A 20,096-nucleotide genomic window follows, 5' to 3' on the forward strand; every position below is an offset into this window, starting at 1 on the left:
AGAGGATGCATCATATTACTGATACATCCTCTTTTCATTTTATTCTATATTGATATCATTTTTAATCTCGTCAGTTGCCTGTAATATAACTTTATCCCCTGGCATCAATTGACCAAACACTTCCGTTGAATCATTATGCCGATTTCCTTCTTGCACATCTATCCAGTGCGTACGACCATTTTTAATGGCTATCACATACTTTCTTTCCGTAGAAGTAACGATTGCACTACCTGGTACAACCATTGCCTCAAGGGAGCCCGTAACCGGTATTACAATTTCTGCATACATACCAGGTTTAAGCTGATGCTGCGGATTCTGTACATCTACTTCCACAGCTTCTGAACGATAGTGGTCATTTAATGAACCGGCCTGCCGGCTGATACCTCCTGCAAATTCAACTCCCGGTAATGCATTCACGTGAAATTTCACTTGCCTCACAGCTGAGAGTTGCGCACTGTATGCCTCCGGTACCTGCACTACCAAACGCAGCCGGCCCTCCTGCTCCAGCATCAGCATAGGACGCCCGTCAACATTTGTTGTAGGGCCAACCAACGCTCCTGGATGAATATTACGTTCTGTGATCACCCCATCAAACGGAGCGGTCACCGTCAGATAACTACGGGTAGCTTCCAATGCACGCAGATTAGCCAGCTCACTATTCATAATAGCACTATCTGCCAGCATCTTTGCATTTGCCACTTCCACATCATGTGGGGAAATAGTACCAGGGGTTTCACTGACAGCCAGAGTACGTTCGTAGTTATCTCTTGATCCTGCAAATACAGCTTTCGCCTGCAGGTATTTTGACTGTGCTGCATAATATTGCTGGATGATTTCCGGTGCATCCAGCTGTAACAATAATTGTCCTTTTTTCACTACACTTCCACGGTCTACCATTATATCTCTTACAAAACCATTTACACGTGGGTAGATACTTACCTTTTGATAAGCCTCCAATACAGCTGGGAGTTCTATACTGGAAGAAAGGGGTTTCTTAATTACTTCGGTGAGCGTATAATTGTTAACGTTATCTTTCTTCGTTGTTCTCTTTTTTGATGAAGCGGTATTACAGGCAGCCAGTAATACCACAACACTAGTGATAATCACGATATTCTTATACATGAGTGATGATTGTTTTATGGTCAGCAATATTTTTTTCAGGCATAAGGGAGGGTGAGTCGTAAGTAGTTTTACGCTGCATGGCGGCATACACCAGTGGTAATACAAACAACGCAGCCACTGTGGATGCAATCAGCCCACCTATCACAGCTCGTCCTAATGGGGCAGTCTGATCGCCCGATTCGCCCATTCCGGATGCCATAGGGATCATACCTGCAATCATGGCAAGACTGGTCATGAGGATAGGACGCAAACGGATCCCGGCACTCACAATACCTGCTTTATAAGCATCCCTGTATTCCAGCCTAAGCTTTTCTGCATTTGTAACAATAAGGATGGCATTAGCCACTGATACTCCGGTAGACATAATCATACCCATGTAAGACTGCAGATTAAGTGTAGATTCTGTAAGCAATAACATAAGCAGTGCACCCGCAATTACAGCCGGGACAGTTACAAGTACAACAAAACTCAGTTTAAATGACTGATAGTTGGCTGCTAAAAGTAAGAAGATTACGACGATGGCCAGGATCAGACCATTCTGCAATCCGCCAAGTGTTTCCAATAGTAGGCTGGAACTACCCTTTACCTCTGTTTTTAACCCTCTGGGAGGCGGCCCAAGTTCATCAATTTCCCTTTGTACAGCTGTTGTTGCTCTCCCAAGATCAGCACCAGAAATATTTGCACTCACAGTCAGAAATCTACGGGGGCCGGCACGGTCATATTCTCCGGGCATTTCGCTATATGAGAAGGTTGCTACGTCGCCAAGTACCGGGCGTGATTGTCCTTTTACCAACGGGATCTCTTTCAGATCGTCTACAGTCTGCATATTGTATTCCGGAATTTGTACCTGCACCTGATAGGTGTAGGCACCTTTCTGATCCAACCACTGATTCTTTTCAGAAAAACGGCTGGAGGAAGTTGATGCTGTAACTGAGCGGGCCACCTGGTAGATATTCAATCCCATCTGTGCCACTTTAAAGCGGTCTACATTAATATTGATAACCGGATAGTGCAATGGCTGGGCAATCTGTACATCCCGGAGGATATCGATCCGCTTCAGCCTTTCTACCAATCTATCTGCATATTCCTCAATCTGCTTCATATCTTTACCTGCCACCCGCACTTCAATGGGTGTTGCTGAACCCTGGCTCATAATCTTCTCTGTCAGGTCTACCGGCTCAAAAGATATCCGTAATTCCGGATAGTGAGTAGAGATTACTTTCCTAAGCCGGTCTTTTAACTTGTCTATATCCGTCTTATAATTTTCATCCAGATTTACCTGCAATACTGCCTCATGTGTGCCGGCATTGAACACATACAGGTTACTTGAACCAAAGCTGCTGGGTATTAGTCCCACATAAGCTGAACTGATAGCCACATTTCCATTCACAGTACTATCTATCAGCTGTAATACCTGATGTACTTTCTCTTCAGTACGTTCCAGTCTTGTACCATCCGGTTCACGCAGGCGAAGCTGGAATTGTCCACCATTAAGATGCGGCATCAGGTCTTTTCCTATTACCATAAAAGCGGCACCGGCAGCTGCAAATGCAACAATAACATACATAGTGATCACCAATGCAGAATGCTTGCCTAACATTTCCAGCGTACGTATAAACCAACCTTTAAAGCGCTCAAAACTGCTGTTTTTTTCCGGATGTTGCTGCTGATCGGACAAATGGGAGTCTACTTCTTTGATTTCTTCTTCGTCCAATGCCAGTCCCGCATGTGCATGTGGCTGCCCATGATGATACTGGAATTTCTCTTCTTTTAGCCACCAATTGGAGATAACAGGTACCAGTGTTTGTGCAGTAAAGAATGATGCAATCATGGCAAATCCGATAGACAAAGACAATGGCAGAAACATTGCTTTAGGTACGCCTGTCATAATAAGTGAAGGTGCAAATACCGCCAGGATACAAAGCAGGATGAGTAATAAAGGGAAAGCTATTTCCTCACATGCTTCATAGATGGCTTGTCGTTTAGGCTTGCCCATTTCCAGGTGCTGGTGAATATTTTCTATGGTGACAGTCGCCTGATCTACCAGCACTCCTATTGCCAATGCAAGACCACTAAGAGTCATGAGATTTATTGTTTGTCCGGCCAATTGTAATCCAAGTACCGCACTTAATATTGCTACAGGGATAGTGATTACCACCACAAGGCAACTACGTAAATCCCGCAGGAAAAGTAATACCATCAAACCAGTTAACAGTGCTCCAAGTAAGCCTTCTGTCACCAGTCCTTTTACTGCATTGATCACGGCTACTGACTGATCAAATTCGTAGGTAATTTTCGTATCTTCCGGCAGCAGGCTTTGCATTTCCGGTAGTTTAGCCTTAAGTTGTTTTACAACTTCCCAGGTAGATGCATCGGCAGTTTTAACTACCGGCATATATACTGAACGTTTACCATTCACCAGTGCATAGTCTACTGTTATATCTGCTGCATCAGCTACATTCGCCACATCCTTAACAAACACGGTGGATTGACCATTGGTCGTAATGGGAATATCACCGAAATCTTTCACTTGTTCCTCTAATGAGTTGATGGTTGTGAGGTACATTTTATTGTTAATACGGATATTACCGGAAGGCGTCATCACATTATTTTTTGCAATGGCTTCCACTACCTGGTCTGCACTTAAGTTATAACTACGCAATTGCTCCGGGATGACATTCACTACTACAGAACGGGCATTGGCGCCAAATGCAGGTGGTGCTGAAAGACCGGGAACAGATGAAAACATAGGCCGTATACGGGTATTAGCCAGGTCGTAAATATCTTTCAGAGAGCGGGTTTTAGAACTGAATACCAATTGTCCAACCGGCAGTGAAGATGCATCAAAACGCACTACCTGCGGAGGTGCGGCCCCCGGTGGAAAAAAGTTCATAGCACGGCTAACCTGTAAAGCTACCTGTGCCGATGCTTCTGCCATATTGGTGGTTTCGTAGAAAGTAAGTTTGATCATGGTGAGACCCTGGATATTTTTGCTACTGATATTTTTGATCCCATTTACATACAGAAACTGGTCCTGTAATCTTGTAGCAAAGAAGCCTTCCATTTGCTGGGAAGACATGCCTCCATATGGTTCTATTACATATATCGTAGGCAGGTTCAGTTTAGGAAAAATATCTATCGGGATATTTATCACGGCCAGTATTGAAAACAAGAACACGCCCAGAGTAATTACGACTACGGACAATGGCTTTTTCAATGCAGTTGCAACTAATGACATAATGATTGGTTTTAAGTTTTTTATTGCCGGCGTGCGGTTTCCAGTTGCTGCACCAACTGCTGTAAATGATTACTGGCAAATGCCTCCATGAAAAGGGCCTGCCATGCAGCATTATGGGTTTGCACAAGGTCTGTCTCTGCACGGTTCAGCACATACAATGCATTGGTTACTTCTATGATATTCGTAAGGCCCCCCTTATAGAGTGCCATTTTTTGCATAGCTGCGGCCCTGGCTGCATTGAGCTGAGCAGGCATTTCAAATAGTTTATCCATGGCGGTATGAATATTTATCTGTGCCTGCATCAACTGGTTATCCAATAAGGTATGCGAGGCTTCGAGCTGACTTTCGGCCGCCTGTGTACGCAAGCGTTGCTCACGCATCTTATCACGTGTGTGCCCGATATCTGTAAAATTATAAGCAACACTTACTCCTGCGAGGTAATTATAGCGGCTATAACCGATACCACTCAACAGGTTTTTGTTAAATATATCATTGTATTGTGTGCTGGAACCACGCATCCATCCTGCAACCATCAGCGATACCTTCGGTAACGCGTCTTTCCGGATCACATCTTCATGCTTTTTTTGTTGCTGGAATAATGCATTGTAAAATTGCAGAGCAGGGTGTTCCTGTTGTACAACAGCGGTATCCGTTGCATTTTCAAGCATCTGTACCAATCCTCCATTATATAATGTATCTGGAATTATAACTGAGCTATCGAGACCGGTAAGGATACCCAGGTGCATCCTTACCTGGTTATACCCGTTCTGCATATCCAGATAATTCAGCCTGGCCTTGGAAAGTTCTGCGGTAGCAATAGAACTGTCTACCCCTGGTTTAAGTCCATGCAATACAATCACTGTAACCGCTTGTAATACAGAACGGGTGCGGGCAATATTATCTGCCTGAATACGCATCATAGCGTAGTATTGCAACAACCGGAGGTAGTCCTGGATCACGGAAACCGTCAGATCATTTGCTGTGATGTCTGCATCTGAGGTGTATACTTTTTGTTGTTGCAGGGCTTCTTCCCGCTTACTTCGGTATGCACCAAAATTATATACCTCCCACTGCATCTGTGCCAGTGCAATATTTCCGCTCATCACTTCGGAACGGTTGGCATCCCTGATACCACCGGAAGTAGACGGGATGGTACTCATAGGAAAGTAAGAACCGTAAATACCATTATCGGTACCCGCATTCACTTCGTCCAGTAGTTTCATAGAAGGCCACCACTGATGATTTACATCTGTGGAATGTGCCACGGCGGCCTCGGATAATGCCCTTTTTACCTTTAAAGTGGGATAGTGCTGCAGGGTAAGCGTAATTGCCTGCTGCAGCGGTAATTGTGCATAGGAACGGATGGTCATGCCAATGAAAAGGCAAAACATAGCCACCCACGTTCCTGCAGTAATGTTACATCGCATACTGATGGAAAGTGTTAAAGTACCCGGGGGCAACAGCCCCGGACTACAAATAATAAATTAGCGTTGAATGTGTAAATTGGATTAAGCGGTGGGCGGGCCTCTCCAGTTATTCAGGGAGACAGCTACACTGATATAGGATTGTGTATAGCCTTTATAATGGGAACAGATAAAAACGAAGAGAGATTTGATCCTGATACTTGAAACAACAATACAATGCTCATTAAAATCATTCAGGGCTTTTGTACGGTAATAGAACCGCTGCCGCTTCTCTCCCACAAAAAGATGACCTTGAGTATGTATGGTATCAGACGAATCAATCAGCAATTCGTGAGCTGAAGAAACAGTACTATGCCTCACCTCCTGCATCGATGACAGAAGGAATAAACATGAAATAAATAGTACTAGCAGCTTTAGCTGTTTCAAATGAAACCTTTTAGGAGTTGCAAGATATTTATTATGTGTTATAAAAAGTAGTTAAATCCATCTTTTAAGCAAATTATAATCTGCCATACCGGCAATCTCAGGATCAATGTTTCGTTATATTTGCCATATGAACTGTCTGATTGTTGATGACAATAAAATGGCCCGTACTGCAATGAAGCAACTGGCCAGCCATGTAGAACAATTGCATGTACTGGGAGAATGCACCAGTGCGATAGAAACTTATAACCTGTTGCAGAAGGAAAAGATAGATCTGTTGCTGCTGGATATCGAAATGCCTGGTATGAGCGGCATCGAACTTACCCGTAATCTGGGTAAAAAAGCTCCTGTTATCATTTTCACTACTGTAAAGAAAGACTATGCGGTAGAAGCTTTCGAACTCAATGTAGCGGACTATCTGATCAAACCTGTAAGCCCTGCAAGATTTATCCAGGCCATAGAAAGGGCCAGGGAAATTTGTGAGACACAGTCCCAGCAACAGGAATTACAAGTATCCGACAATGAATTTGTATTTATACGCGATAATGGGGTGCTGAAGCGCATTAAGATCGACGAAATCCTTTTCCTGGAAGCCATGGGAGATTATGTAAAGCTCCATATCCCTCAGAAATATTACGCAATCCATACCACTCTGAAGGCGGTAGAGGAAAAACTTCCTGCGGGTAGGTTTATGCGGGTACACCGCTCTTATATAGTAGCACTTGACAAAATAGAAGCCATTGAAGATGGCACCATCGTGATTCAAAAGAATGCAGTACCAATAGCAGATGCATATAGATCAGCCCTTAACAGCAGGCTGAATCTGCTGTAAAAATACCAAAACGACAGTTTTTCCTTTTCTAACGATTACTATTGCCTGTTAAACAACTTGTAGGAATTTTGGGTGTTATGCAGATGTACCTTTAGGTCATCATAGTAATCAATCACAAAAACAAAAATTAATTATCATGAAAAAGTTAGGAATAATGATGGCTGCTGCCATGCTGTTAGTTGGTACCGCTACTTTCGCAAATACTACAAAACCTGCTAATACAGCTAAAGCTGTGAAGACTGCACAAGCTGCAAAACCTAAAGTGCATCACAAACACCATAAAGGTCATAAGAAAGCAGCAGTAGCTCCGAAAGCAAAATAAGGTATAATTACCTTGCGAATGATCAATCGCGCATTACCTTGGGGGGTAGTCTACTATTCCCTATCGTAATCCGCAATTGATCATTCGTTGTTATCTTTATATAGCTTATCAATTCCTCTATGCAGCCTAAACAGATTAAATATTACTTATTAGGCCTGTTCCTTACAGGCATGGTATTATTTATTGTGCTGCAGTTTAACTCCGCCCAGAATATCCGTAAACTCATCTCAGGTAATGAACAATTACTTAACGAGCTGAACGTAAAAAATGAATTACAGAAACTGCAAACCAACATTGCCAAAACAGACAGTAAAGTAAGGGGTACTGTCATCTCCCAGGATACACTCAATATTACCGGCATTGAAGCCGAAGTAGCTGTTATCAAAGCAGACCTTAAAGAGATCAATAAACTTGTTCTCAATGATAGTACAGAGAAACTGCTTACACAGCTTAATTATTTAGTGGAAGAAAAGAACCGTTTCAATATTGAAGTGCTTGACTCTTTTTATAGTCATGGAAAATGGTCTGCCGAAAGGCTGATTAACGCTCAAAAAGGTAAACGGTTGGGAGAAGCCATCACCGGCATTTTGCACCAGCTTGATACTACACGGCAAACGGAAATGAACCGTACTACCCATCTCATAGATACCAGCGGTCAGAAAGCACAGAATTGGGGCACCATCATGATGGTATTTGCCTGCATTTTCAGCCTTCTTGCCTTTTTATATATCACCAGCAGAATTCATAAACAGGAACAACTAATAGAAGCGCTGGATCAGTCACAACAGCAGGAAAAGAAACTGACGGCGATCAAAGATCAATTTCTGGCTAATATGAGCCATGAAATACGAACGCCGATGAATGCGGTGCTGGGATTTACCACCCTGCTGAAGCAGCAGCCCATGAATGAGAAGTCGCGGGAATATGTAACGGCTATTCATAGTGCAGGTGAAAATTTGCTGGATATCATCAACGATATTCTTGACATTTCAAAGATAGAATCGGGCATGATGCGGCTGGAACCGGTATCGTTCAGTCTGCGCGGCATGCTGCATTCCCTGCAAACCATGTTCCAGCCTAAAGCCATCGAAAAAAACCTGACCCTTTCTGTAGATATTAATGAGGATGTTCCGGATATCCTTTTCGGAGATGCGATGCGGCTTACGCAGGTATTAGTGAATCTCACCAATAATGCAATTAAATTCACCCATCAGGGACGCGTAAACATTATAGTCAGTAAATTAGGAACTCAGGAACAGACCGTACGCCTGTTATTTACCGTTACAGATACCGGAATAGGCATTGCATCTGATAAACTGGCAGCTATTTTTGACCGGTTCAACCAGGCAGAAGCTGATACGACCCGTAAATACGGCGGCACCGGGCTAGGACTAACCATTGTAAAGCAATTAGTAGAGTTACAGCACGGCGCGTTGATTGTTGAAAGTGAACCAGGTAAAGGCAGCAGTTTCAGGGTAGAACTGCCTTATGCACTGGGGGAAATGTTGTCCGAAAACGGGGATAACTATTCGCCGGATAACTTCAGCCTGTTACACCAACCGGATATCCGCCTGCTGGTAGCAGAAGATAACAAAATGAATCAGGACCTGTTGCGCCATCTGCTGGGCAACCGGCAGCTACATTACCAGCTGGTAACAAACGGACAGGATGCTATCAATGCGCTCACTAAGAATCACTTTGATCTGGTGCTGATGGATATCCAGATGCCGGGAATGGATGGTTACACAGCCGCCCAAAAGATCCGCAGTGAACTTCATTCCAATATCCCAATTATTGCCATGACAGCACATGCCATGGCAGGAGAAAAAGAAAAATGCCTGCAAGCCGGAATGAATGAATACCTGGCTAAACCGATCAGGGAAGAAGAGCTATATCGAATGATCCAGGTATTTACCGGTAAAAACAGTACACCTGAATTATTTATATACAATAACGGGCACGGATATCTTACAGATAGTGACAATAACATTGTTCAGTTGCAATACCTCCGGGAGCTTTCTAAAGGCGATAAAGATTTTGAGAATGGCATGTTGCAACAATTCCTTACACAGCTTCCGGAAGATCTTGCATTATTAAAAAAAGCTATTACGGAAGAACAGATTGCAGACATCCGCAGTGCAGCCCATAACCTGAAAACCACAATCTCTTTTATAGGGCTGGAATCAAAATTATATCCCCTTCTGGAACCAATGGAAACACTGGAAGCTTCCAGCTATAATCCTGCAAATATTTCTGATAAGTTCAACACCCTCAAACAGTTATGCATGCAGGCCATGCAGGAAACACTAAATATCCTGTTATAATATATCGGTAATTCCCTATCCATAATATCTCATTAATCAACCCTGACTTCGCTTTTCCCTTTTTCAACGACAGTTATTCCTTATTCACCGAAACCAGTTCGAAAACGCCTGCTCACGATCGTACATTTACATCAGAAACAATCAACAAATTACAAATCTAATAATTCTTAAAATTACGATCATGAACATCAAGAAAAGTCTTATTGTAGCTGCATTATTTATGAGTGTTAGTGCTATCACTTTTGCACAAACTCCTGCTACTAAACCAGCAAAGAAAGAAAAAGCAAAAACTGAAAAACCAGCTTCTGACACCACTAAGGCTGTTAAGAAAGCACACCATGCTCCTAAAAAAGCAGCTTAATCAGCAAAGCTTAAACGATGTAATAGAGAGAGCCGCTTCATATGAAGCGGCTCTCTCCGTTTTAATATAATGTTCTATCCCCCTTTTCCTGCCAGTCCTTAAACACCTTACCGGCTTCCTGAACAGTTAACTGAATAAAGGGGATTTTCTTTTCGGAATGGGGCTGCTGGATTTCCTGGTAGATGAATGAATCATCGAAATCAATAGCCGCGGCGTCATCTTTTGTATTAGCAAAATAGATCCGTTGCGGCCTGGCCCAATATATAGCCCCCAGGCACATTGGGCAGGGTTCACAGGAAGTGTATATTTCGCAATCATGCAGCTGAAAAGTACCTAAATGAGTACAGGCCTCCCTGATAGCCATCACTTCTGCATGGGCGGTAGGATCATTGTTGCTCAGCACCTGGTTCCAGCCTCTGCCTACTATTTCATCTCCACGTACTACAATAGCGCCAAAAGGTCCGCCATCCCCATTTTCCATGCCTTTACGTGACAATTCCACTGCTATCTGCATAAAGTGATGTTCTCTTTCGCCAGCCATATGGTTTTTTATTTCAAATGTAAGAAAATAAGATGCGACAGCATCATACATTAAAAAACCCGGACAAAGAATTGCCCGGGTATTCTGTAACTGTATATCGTCGTATTTAAAACTTTTTCTGATGCATTATACAGTATGATTATTCCGAACTACCACTACTCCGTCAAACACATCTATCAATACTGGTTTCGATTTATCAATATCACCTGCCAGGATCTTTTTACTCAACAAGTTTACAATCTCTTTCTGGATAAGGCGTTTCAGAGGCCTTGCACCAAATTGCGGATCATATCCCTGGATTGCCAGGTACTCTAATGCATAGTCTGAGAATTCCAAAATTATGCCATTTTGTGCGAGCAGATTTTTAAGCTGCTGCAACTGGATATTGATGATTCCCTTAATCTCGTCACGCAATAATGGCTGGAACATAATAACTTCATCCACACGGTTTAAGAACTCCGGTCTGATCGTTTTTCTTAACAAATCCATCACTTCTGCCTTGGTTGCATCCACAATCGTTTCCCTGTTCTCTTCATTTATCTTTTCAAAGTTATCCTGGATAATCTGGCTACCCATGTTACTGGTCATGATGATGATGGTGTTCTTAAAGTTCACTACACGGCCTTTGTTATCCGTGAGGCGGCCGTCATCCAATACCTGCAGCAGAATATTGAATACATCCGGATGCGCTTTTTCTATTTCATCAAGTAATACAACAGAGTAAGGTTTACGTCTTACCGCTTCTGTCAGTTGTCCACCTTCATCATATCCCACATATCCCGGAGGTGCACCTACCAGGCGGCTTACCGAATGTTTTTCCTGGTATTCACTCATATCTATCCGCGTCATCATCGAATCATCGTCAAACAGGTATTCTGCCAGTGCTTTCGCCAGCTCCGTTTTACCTACACCGGTCGTACCCAGGAAGATAAATGAGCCAATCGGCTTTTTAGGATCCTGAAGTCCTGCACGGCTACGGCGGATAGCATCAGATACTGCTATAATGGCTTCTTCCTGCCCTACTACACGCTTATGCAATTCATCTTCCAGCCTTAACAGTTTATCCCTTTCGCTCTGCATCATACGGTGCACCGGAATGCCTGTTGCTTTCGCTACATTCTCAGCTATATCTTCGGCATCTACTTCTTCTTTTAACAAACGTTTATGATCTGTTGAAATATCATTTAGTTCTGCCGAATATTTTGATACCAGTTCTTCCTGTTCTTTTACCTTACCATAGCGTATTTCTGCTACTCTGCCGTAATCACCGTTACGCTCAGCCTGCTCAGCTTCCTGTTTGAGATTTTCTATAGATGCCTTTGCATTCTGCACTTTATCTACAATCTCTTTTTCTGCCTGCCATTTTGCTTTAAAGGTATTACGTTGTTCACCCAGCTTGGCTATTTCTTCATTCAGTTCGCGCAGTTTTGTTTCGTCATTCTCCCGCTTGATCGCTTCCCTTTCAATTTCCAGCTGACGGATCCTGCGTTCCAGTTCATCAAGTTCTTCCGGCATGGAATTCATTTCCAGGCGAAGCTTGGCAGCACTTTCATCTATCAGGTCTATCGCTTTATCCGGAAGGAAGCGGTCTGTGATGTAACGGTGTGATAATTCTACAGCTGCAATGATCGCTTCGTCTTTGATCAGCACGTGATGATGACTCTCGTACCGTTCTTTCAGTCCGCGGAGAATCGAGATAGCATCTTCCACACTGGGTTCATCTACCATCACCTTCTGGAAACGGCGTTCCAGCGCTTTATCTTTCTCAAAGTATTTCTGGTATTCGTTCAGGGTAGTAGCACCGATAGCCCTTAATTCTCCACGTGCCAGTGCCGGTTTTAATATATTTGCGGCATCCATTGCACCTTCCATGGCACCGGCACCAATCAGTGTGTGGATTTCATCAATGAACATGATGATTTGCCCGTCACTTTCAGTTACTTCTTTAATTACTGCTTTCAGTCTTTCTTCGAACTCTCCACGGTATTTGGCACCTGCCATCAGCGAGCCCATATCGAGGGCATAGATAATCTTGGAACGTAGATTTTCAGGTACATCACCATTGATAATACGATGTGCCAGCCCTTCCACGATGGCTGTTTTACCTACACCGGGTTCTCCCACCAGGATAGGGTTGTTCTTGGAACGGCGGGAAAGGATATGCAATGTTCTGCGGATCTCTTCGTCGCGACCAATTACCGGGTCCAGCTTGCCCTCACGAGCCAGGTCGTTGAGATTCTTCGCATATTTCTGTAATGAATTGTATTGGTTCTCTGCTGTCTGGGAGTTGACAGTGCTGCCTTTGCGTAATTCCTTAATGGCGGCTTTGAGTCCCTTTTCCGTAACTCCTGCATCTTTCAGGAGTTTGGCAGTATCATCGCTACCTCCCAGCAAGCCTAAAAGCAGATGCTCTACACTTACAAATTCGTCTTTAAATTCTTTTATACTGGCACCTGCCCTCAGCATAGCTGTATTGGCATCGCGGCTCAGTACCTGTCCTCCCTCTCCACTAACACGGGCATATTTGCCTATTTGTTCGTCCAGTCTTGAAGACAGGAAATTAACGTTTACATTATTCTTTTTGAGCAGATAATCAATAGAGCTATCCTGGTCTTCCAGTAAGGCTTTGAGTAAGTGCCCGGTTTCGATAGCCTGATGCTGACTGTTAAAAGCCAGTTGCTGCGCCTGTTGCAGGATCTCCTGCGATTTAATGGTGAAATTATTAAGATTCATACCTTTTATGGTTTTGCTTCACATACGCGAAGAGAGTAACAAAACCTGCTCCAACTTATCGTTAGAGCAAATTTGGCAGAAAATACAATGGCGGACTGCTCTTTTAACAGGTTTTGTGAAAGGTCTCTGCTATATTTTCAGGTTAATTCTTTACCAATACCATTTTTGCCCTGTCCGCTTTATAGATAGCATTATGAAATGATTCCAGTTCCGGAAACGAAGCGGCAGGGTATGTGCCTCCCCTATATTCAATGGTACGGATATAGGTAATGACTGTTCCATTCATCGTTGTTCGCGTGGAATAAGTTCCAAAAGCACTTTGCAGGCTAACGGGTTGCGGAACTGATTCCGGCGTGTAGCCGGCAGGTACAGTAATCAACACCGTATCTATATCCCGGAATGAAGATTTCAAACAGATCTCGGACTGCCGTGGCGCTTCTGATTCGGAGCGGGATATTGATTTGTTAAGCAGGTTCGGAGCTATGAACATCCGCTTTCCGGAAATGGATGCATAATTACGGGTGGTGAGTTCTAGCTCTTCATCTATGGCAGGTAGTCGTTCTGCCAGTTCTTTACATTCATATTTATTTAAATCGTAACTGGGAAATGAATAACTTCGTTTCTTCCTCTCCAGTAATTTTTCTCTTGATAATGCATGCAGCATTTCCAGCAGATCATCCTGTTGCAATCCCGTATAATGTGTACTGGCTTTTAGCAACATATCTCCATTTTCACTTACAGTGGCAGAGACATGTCTCAACTGTAGATTTTGTTCCATCTTATAAGCGGGTGTATATACCAGCTTACTGCCAGTTTCACTAATAATCAGTACCGGCCTGTTGGCGGTAAAACCGCTGAGATAACCAGCAGGCAGAATACTGCTGGTGCATTCCAGCCAGGTAGTATCCTTTGCGCCCGGTACACATGCAATAGCATGGTTAAATTGATTTGATGGAAAATCCTCAACCAGGGTAATACTGTAATCCCCGGCATGAACCAGTACGCAAAAAGCCGGGATACCAGCCTCCTTCAACATTGCACACATATAGTTTGATAAAGCTTTACAATCGCCATATCCATTGCTGGCTACATAATTTGCATCAAAGGTTTGCATCCCCCCTATTCCTAACTGTACACTGATATAACGTGTATGCTGTTGTAAATAGCGATAGAGTTTGGAAATCTTTTCATCCCGGCTAAGACCATCCGTAAGTTGGTGTACCGTTTGCTTTATTGCATCGGGCAACTGATCCCTTCCTTTGTTAAGTCCATATATAAAACGGCTTAGTTCCTCCCAGGTATTCATAGTGCCCTTATATTGCTGAATCTCAAAGCTGGAAGGAGCCAGAAATACTGCCGTAGTGCGTTTATACCACTCATCGGCATATGATTCATCTGGTAATGCAGGAACACTTTTCACTTCCCAGGTATAGGTACGTGTATCTTTATCTGTAGTGATAACAGGTTCTCCCTTATAATTGAAATTGCGATAGCGGAGTGTGAAATCAAGTGGAGCATTTACAACCAGTTTACTGTTTTCTACTGCGTACTTTTCATTAATTTGTGGTATCCAGCGGGGTAAAGAAAATGTTTGCCGTTTTTTTTGCTCTACTTCATATTCAATAGTATGAGGATATTCGGTATGATAAAAAGTATGCACTTTCATTCGGGCATCTGTCATTAGGGAGCCTTGATCTACTGCACTCATATCTTCTATATCGCTTTGTTTCAGTCGCTTCAATTGCTTCCCCGTTGCATCATATAATGCCCCCCTGATAGAGCGGATGTCTGTGAACTTATCATATACTGCCACCATTCGCGCATCGTTATCGCCGCTGGCATCAAATACAGTGATCGCATACCTGTGCGTAGTAATTACATCTCCGGAACCTGTTATGTTTACCTGCATTTCTTCCATACGCTTCACTACATGCGCTTTCTCTTTTAAAGCAGCAGGAATGACACTAACATTATAATCAGGATCTCCGGCAAAAGCAGATTGCAGAAAAAACAAACAAGTAATACAGTACGAGATTATCTTCTTAAAGTGATCCATTATTTACTTTTTTTTCAGTACGATTTGTTCTGCCTGTTTCTTCACAATCATATCATAAAAATCCCGTAGTAAATTGTATTCATCGGGGTTAAAAGTGGCTCTGGCTAGTTTGATCCTGGAGCGAAACTGAATCTGGTTCTCGTTCCTCTGGATGAGGTACTGAAAAACACCATCAGTTTCATTTAATTGCACAATAGCCGGTTTAGGTAGTTCCTCTACTTCAAACCCTTCTGGTATGGTCATATTCAAGGTATATAATTCGTCAATTACATAAGGCATTTCTACGGGATAGAAACGTTCCTGCGACTTAAAAGGATTATTGAGTGTAGCTTCCGAGAACATAGGGTTAATGTACAGCATCCCGTCTGCCTCTGGCTTCATTTCAAAATCATAACTTACTTTCACAGGAATCTCGTAATCATCAAGATCTTCTATTACAGTGTTACTGACAGTCGCCTCCATAGCAAAGCTCTTGGTAACAGGCTTAAAAAACTCTTCCTTCCCTTTGGTCTTTACTGTTTCACGCAGATCGCAGGATTCCATATACGTAGGTCTTTGCTCAAAATGTCCTTTGATCACACCATTTTCACCCATCAGCATTATGTAGGTGGTTTTCTTTTCCTGCAGGGAATCTGCATCAAACCTGATAGCAGGAATTTCAGGAGATAGGATACGTGCATGTCCGTTATAACAACGGCTATCCAGTCGCCCGAAACCAAGATAAGGAAGAGAAGCATCCATAAAATAAGTGCCTGTAGTCGAATTCACACTGGCAATTGTATAATTGAACCTGTTAATAATTGGATACATTTCATAGGTCAAACCATGCTGCCGCGTACTTAATATAACAGGATTGGCATCCAGTTTTGCCCTGCGTAACATTGCTACCAGTAACAGGTTCAGGTCTGTTTCATTTCCGTTATGAGAGGTGAATACAGTTTTAAGAGATTTTGTAAGATAAAGGCCGGAATGTATAGTGCATGAAAAATTCTGCCTTACATAATTGTAAATCCGTCTCGCCTTTGCCGTATCGGAACTAAGACCTGCAGTAAGTTCGTCTACCACATCACTTAGGTAACCATTGTTCTTGTCCAGCGAAGCTCCGAAATCCTCTTTCTTATTAAGGTCTTCATATAATTTGGGCCATGTACTCATAACAGGCTTTATTGGCGAATCGGGATATTTTATCGATGCGAGCTGGAATTCTATTTTTGAGATATGATTATACAGCGTAGTAGTATAATTTTCTTCTTTCAATGCCGGTACATCTCTGGTTGCCCAATGGGTGGTAGCTACATTGGTAGTATAAGTAGCATGTTGTGTACGGCTGGCACCACCATCTAATTCATAACTCATTTCATAGGATCTTCTATCACTAGACCTTTCTCCGTTTATTACAAACGACTGATATCCCTGACGCAGAAAGACAAAATCGTAATACTCTGGAATTGTTACGGAATATTCACTCCACAGGCAAGGATATTCATCCTGGAAAACCCAGGGTTGCAGATTAAAAACAAAGGGAGAAGAAACCGAATATGTATATTCTATAATGGTACCCGCTTTTACCGCTGGAAGTGTAAATTTCTTTTCAATATAGTTCTTTACCAGCTCGTCAGTGAACACACTTTTACTATCCATTTTAGTTTCAACCACCTTTCCGTTTTCCAGGTTGTAGGAAACGGCTTTCAAACTTAACAGTCGCTCTTCAGACTGTCCCGATTTTATCAATGGGATTTCTACCTTGGCAGCATCATAGCCATTGTCATCTACAATCTTCACACGGCGGGTGCGTTTAAAACGGATCTCAAAATGATCCCGCGCCATTTCAAATTCGGAGGTACCAACATCCGCAAGAATCACAGCATGTGCACTCGTATCCAATTCGAATGTTGTTTTTTCAAAATCTTTGGGTTCTACTTTCCCAAATCGGTTCTTATTCTTGTCCTGGGAATAAGAGGTAAATGCAAACAGACACCCAACAATAAGGTGTATGGGGAATACAACAGATTTAACTTGCATAAAGGTATAATAGGAATATTTTTAAAGAATATGAAGATATGGAAAAAGTCAGAATCCATGTAAAATCATCACAATCTTCTATTTTGTGTAACTTGCATATTACATGAATGTAACAGCAAATTATACGGCTTTTATAAAAAAACAGGCTGCTGATCTGGGATTCGACCAATGTGGTATTGCCCGTGCCGTACAGCTGGATGATGATGCCAGGAGACTGGAATCATGGTTAAAGAAGGGAATGCATGGCTCCATGCAATACATGGAGCACAACTTTGACAAGCGCATTGATCCCCGCAAACTAGTGGATAACGCCCAATCCGTGATCACACTCTTATTAAATTATTACCCGGAAGTGCAACAACATCCGGATGCCCCAAAAATATCTAAATATGCATACGGACAGGATTATCATGAAGTAATCAAAGCCAAATTAAAGGTGTTATTAACCAGGATGCAGGAAACTTTCGGTGAAGTGAACGGACGTGGTTTTGTAGACTCTGCACCGGTATTGGAAAGAAGCTGGGCCCAACGCAGCGGACTAGGATGGCTAGGCAAAAACGGGAACCTTATTCATAAACAATCCGGCTCATTTTTCTTTATCGCCACACTTATTACAGACCTTGCTCTTGAGTATGATAGTCCTGTAGGTGATTACTGCGGCACTTGTACCCGTTGCCTTGATGCCTGCCCAACTGAAGCAATTGTAGCTCCCGGCGTGGTAGATGGAAGTAAATGTATTTCCTATTTTACCATTGAACTAAAGGAAATGCTGATACCGGAAAACATGCAGAATCGTTTTGATAACTGGATGTTCGGATGTGATGTATGCCAGGATGTTTGTCCGTGGAACAGGTTTTCCAAACCAAATAAAACGGCAGAGTTCACTCCCATTCCTGCTATTCTCAATTTCAGTACGAAAGACTGGGAAGAATTAACTGAAGAAGAATTTAAAAAGATTTTCCGGCACTCTCCTCTAAAGCGATCCAAATATGAAGGGATCCGCAGAAATTTACACTTAAGGGGCATTTAATTTTTTATTCTTTTTGCGTAAATTGTAGAAATGCCAACTACCTCTTACAGTGAACGTTTTTAAAGTTTTTCTTTTATGCAAATTAATGTTCTGACCGCTCCCGGCCTATATGGTTCCGGGCCGCAACACTGGCAAAGTGTATGGGAAAAAAAGCCAGGTTACAAACGTATCGAGCAGCAAAACTGGGATGAACCCGTGATGAGCGAATGGGTTCATACGATCGAAACAGCAGTCGCCGAAGCCGGACCCGATGTAGTGATCGTAGCCCATAGTTTGGGCTGCATTGCGCTCGCACACTGGGCACAGCAAACAAAACTCCGTATAAGAGGTGCATTATTAGTCGCTCCTGCTGATACAGAAAGACAAGCCTTCCCGAAAGAAGCAACCGGCTTCGCTCCTATTCCTCTCGCTCCATTACCTTTTAAAAGCATAGTTGTTTCCAGTACAAATGATGAATTTGCCAGCCAGCAACGGGCTGTTACTTTTGCAAATGCATGGGGTAGCCGCTTTGTAAACGCAGGTGATAAAGGACATATTAATGCAGAATCTAATCTTGGAGAATGGTCAGCAGGACAATCACTGGTGGATGAACTGGTGAGAAACTGGCATACTTTATAACTTTTTATTAAAAAGCGGGCTTTATCATATTAATACTGCGGATTATCTATCAGTCCGCAGTTATGCCTGCTTTTGATTTTTATTTTTCATATTTCTCGATTATCTTTATCTGCATATAATTCCACGTTCCCAAACAATCATTTCCGGAGAATTTCCTACCTACCGATACACCACTTATAGATAATAATTGTTCATCCCCTAAAATCTTTTTATGAAGCCTCATTCATTGATTGCATCATGCGCATTGACATGTATTGCTAGCCTGCTATTACAAGCCTGTAACAAATATCACGATCATTCCCCAGGCATTCCCTGCTGCCAGATCATCCAGGTAAGACAAGGTATATTTGACGAAGATTCTTTGGCTATAGTCTATAATATTAAAGGCAATCCTGTTAGTATCACGAGAGCTAATGTTGGTACGGGCCGTCCTAATTTCTTATTCCGGTATGACAAAAAAGGCAGGATGACTGATTTTTATGGCGTTTATACCAGTCCTAATCCCTATTTTGAGATCTGGCACCGTTACGTTTATGATGGTAAGAACAGAATCATAGTAGACTCCACTTATGGATTTGGTCTTATTGGCCCAGGTGGTCCTCTTCCGGATCATGATGGCATATTAAGAGTCAACAATATCTCAACTTATAAATACGATTGGAAAGACAGGATGATTGAGTCAACAGACACCTACGGAAAGGCAAGCACCATAACAACCCGGACATACACATATAATCAGGAGGGCAACCTTGCTAAGCTGTTTACTAAGTCCGGCATGGATACCATCACTCGTTACTTTCGTTTCGATGATAAGGTAAATTTCCGGCTTCTCCACCCTATCTGGCAATTCCTGAATAGGGATTACAGTATGAATAATTCACTAAGTGTGGAGCCATCTAATTATAATAAATACGGCCTACCACAAAATGCTTATTTGGGAGATCCGTTTTATGGATCTTTTGCAACAATTCCGCTAAATTTTGTAGTGATCCGATACAGTTGTAAATGATTAAATTAAGTTCTCCGGAAACACAAGAGGTTGTATCAAAA

General features: G+C 42.6%; 15 protein-coding genes. 7 read left to right on the top strand and 8 right to left on the bottom strand.

Annotation, left to right across the window (positions count from 1 at the left end; translation table 11 throughout):
* Positions 1-39: 39 nt before the first annotated feature.
* From BM176_RS24055 to BM176_RS24070, 4 genes are all read right to left on the bottom strand, one after another.
* Positions 40-1,122 carry an efflux RND transporter periplasmic adaptor subunit gene (locus BM176_RS24055; RefSeq protein WP_177230525.1) on the bottom strand — a complete coding sequence of 361 codons (1,083 nt, stop codon included), beginning with the start codon at positions 1,120-1,122 and terminating at the stop codon, positions 40-42.
* On the bottom strand, positions 1,115-4,360 hold the full coding sequence (locus tag BM176_RS24060; protein WP_090106892.1) for an efflux RND transporter permease subunit: 3,246 nt from the start codon (positions 4,358-4,360) through the stop codon (positions 1,115-1,117). Before BM176_RS24060 ends, BM176_RS24055 begins: the two co-directional genes overlap by 8 nt.
* Before the next feature lie 20 nt (positions 4,361-4,380).
* The gene (locus tag BM176_RS24065) at positions 4,381-5,787 is read right to left on the bottom strand and encodes a TolC family protein (RefSeq protein ID WP_090106893.1); all 1,407 of its coding nucleotides are present in this window, start codon (positions 5,785-5,787) and stop codon (positions 4,381-4,383) included.
* Positions 5,788-5,868: 81 nt separating this feature from the next.
* On the bottom strand, positions 5,869-6,210 hold the full coding sequence (locus tag BM176_RS24070) for a hypothetical protein (protein WP_143097903.1): 342 nt from the start codon (positions 6,208-6,210) through the stop codon (positions 5,869-5,871).
* Positions 6,211-6,337: 127 nt separating this feature from the next.
* On the opposite strand from BM176_RS24070, the gene BM176_RS24075 reads away from it, so the two are divergent.
* The 4 genes from BM176_RS24075 (at position 6,338) to BM176_RS24090 (ending at position 10,046) form a co-directional block, all read left to right on the top strand.
* Positions 6,338-7,039, top strand: a complete 702-nt coding sequence (locus tag BM176_RS24075) for a LytR/AlgR family response regulator transcription factor (protein ID WP_090106895.1) — start codon at positions 6,338-6,340, stop codon at positions 7,037-7,039.
* A 136-nt stretch (positions 7,040-7,175) separates the two neighbouring features.
* On the top strand, positions 7,176-7,361 hold the full coding sequence (locus tag BM176_RS24080; RefSeq protein ID WP_090106896.1) for a hypothetical protein: 186 nt from the start codon (positions 7,176-7,178) through the stop codon (positions 7,359-7,361).
* 119 nt (positions 7,362-7,480) lie between these two features.
* Positions 7,481-9,685, top strand: a complete 2,205-nt coding sequence (locus BM176_RS24085; protein WP_090106897.1) for a response regulator — start codon at positions 7,481-7,483, stop codon at positions 9,683-9,685.
* 181 nt (positions 9,686-9,866) lie between these two features.
* Complete coding sequence (locus tag BM176_RS24090; RefSeq protein ID WP_090106898.1) at positions 9,867-10,046, top strand: hypothetical protein; 180 nt, start codon at positions 9,867-9,869, stop codon at positions 10,044-10,046.
* Between the two features lie 61 nt (positions 10,047-10,107).
* Here BM176_RS24090 and BM176_RS24095 read toward each other — a convergent pair whose 3' ends face one another.
* The 4 genes from BM176_RS24095 to BM176_RS24110 form a co-directional block, all read right to left on the bottom strand.
* Positions 10,108-10,587 carry a nucleoside deaminase gene (locus tag BM176_RS24095; RefSeq protein ID WP_090106944.1) on the bottom strand — a complete coding sequence of 160 codons (480 nt, stop codon included), beginning with the start codon at positions 10,585-10,587 and terminating at the stop codon, positions 10,108-10,110.
* A gap of 126 nt (positions 10,588-10,713) precedes the next feature.
* Entirely contained in the window at positions 10,714-13,320 is a 2,607-nt protein-coding gene (gene clpB / locus BM176_RS24100; protein WP_090106899.1) for an ATP-dependent chaperone ClpB, read from the bottom strand.
* 142 nt (positions 13,321-13,462) lie between these two features.
* Complete coding sequence (locus BM176_RS24105; RefSeq protein WP_090106900.1) at positions 13,463-15,376, bottom strand: DUF3857 domain-containing transglutaminase family protein; 1,914 nt, start codon at positions 15,374-15,376, stop codon at positions 13,463-13,465.
* 3 nt (positions 15,377-15,379) lie between these two features.
* Positions 15,380-17,398, bottom strand: coding sequence for a DUF3857 domain-containing protein (locus BM176_RS24110; RefSeq protein WP_090106901.1), 2,019 nt, complete (start codon positions 17,396-17,398; stop codon positions 15,380-15,382).
* Between the two features lie 103 nt (positions 17,399-17,501).
* On the opposite strand from BM176_RS24110, the gene queG reads away from it, so the two are divergent.
* The 3 genes from queG to BM176_RS24125 all read left to right on the top strand — a co-directional run bounded on the left by queG (position 17,502) and on the right by BM176_RS24125 (position 20,055).
* Complete coding sequence (gene queG / locus BM176_RS24115; protein WP_090106902.1) at positions 17,502-18,428, top strand: tRNA epoxyqueuosine(34) reductase QueG; 927 nt, start codon at positions 17,502-17,504, stop codon at positions 18,426-18,428.
* A gap of 75 nt (positions 18,429-18,503) precedes the next feature.
* Positions 18,504-19,046 (top strand): RBBP9/YdeN family alpha/beta hydrolase, encoded by a 543-nt coding sequence (locus tag BM176_RS24120; protein ID WP_090106903.1) that lies wholly within the window; start codon positions 18,504-18,506, stop codon positions 19,044-19,046.
* Between the two features lie 211 nt (positions 19,047-19,257).
* Complete coding sequence (locus BM176_RS24125) at positions 19,258-20,055, top strand: hypothetical protein (protein WP_090106904.1); 798 nt, start codon at positions 19,258-19,260, stop codon at positions 20,053-20,055.
* Positions 20,056-20,096: the final 41 nt, after the last annotated feature.

It is taken from the genome of Chitinophaga sp. CF118 (genome assembly GCF_900112615.1).
In the GTDB taxonomy this organism is placed as follows: Bacteria; Bacteroidota; Bacteroidia; order Chitinophagales; family Chitinophagaceae; genus Chitinophaga.

Bases quoted from the DNA above. Each gene is read 5' to 3' on its own strand.
- BM176_RS24055 (WP_177230525.1), bottom strand. From the start codon at position 1,122: ATGTATAAGAATATCGTGATTATCACTAGTGTTGTGGTATTACTGGCT.
- BM176_RS24060 (WP_090106892.1), bottom strand. From the start codon at position 4,360: ATGTCATTAGTTGCAACTGCATTGAAAAAGCCATTGTCCGTAGTCGTA.
- BM176_RS24065 (WP_090106893.1), bottom strand. From the start codon at position 5,787: ATGCGATGTAACATTACTGCAGGAACGTGGGTGGCTATGTTTTGCCTT.
- BM176_RS24075 (WP_090106895.1), top strand. From the start codon at position 6,338: ATGAACTGTCTGATTGTTGATGACAATAAAATGGCCCGTACTGCAATG.
- BM176_RS24080 (WP_090106896.1), top strand. From the start codon at position 7,176: ATGAAAAAGTTAGGAATAATGATGGCTGCTGCCATGCTGTTAGTTGGT.
- BM176_RS24085 (WP_090106897.1), top strand. From the start codon at position 7,481: ATGCAGCCTAAACAGATTAAATATTACTTATTAGGCCTGTTCCTTACA.
- BM176_RS24090 (WP_090106898.1), top strand. From the start codon at position 9,867: ATGAACATCAAGAAAAGTCTTATTGTAGCTGCATTATTTATGAGTGTT.
- BM176_RS24095 (WP_090106944.1), bottom strand. From the start codon at position 10,587: ATGGCTGGCGAAAGAGAACATCACTTTATGCAGATAGCAGTGGAATTG.
- clpB (WP_090106899.1), bottom strand. From the start codon at position 13,320: ATGAATCTTAATAATTTCACCATTAAATCGCAGGAGATCCTGCAACAG.
- BM176_RS24105 (WP_090106900.1), bottom strand. From the start codon at position 15,376: ATGGATCACTTTAAGAAGATAATCTCGTACTGTATTACTTGTTTGTTT.
- BM176_RS24110 (WP_090106901.1), bottom strand. From the start codon at position 17,398: ATGCAAGTTAAATCTGTTGTATTCCCCATACACCTTATTGTTGGGTGT.
- queG (WP_090106902.1), top strand. From the start codon at position 17,502: ATGAATGTAACAGCAAATTATACGGCTTTTATAAAAAAACAGGCTGCT.
- BM176_RS24120 (WP_090106903.1), top strand. From the start codon at position 18,504: ATGCAAATTAATGTTCTGACCGCTCCCGGCCTATATGGTTCCGGGCCG.
- BM176_RS24125 (WP_090106904.1), top strand. From the start codon at position 19,258: ATGAAGCCTCATTCATTGATTGCATCATGCGCATTGACATGTATTGCT.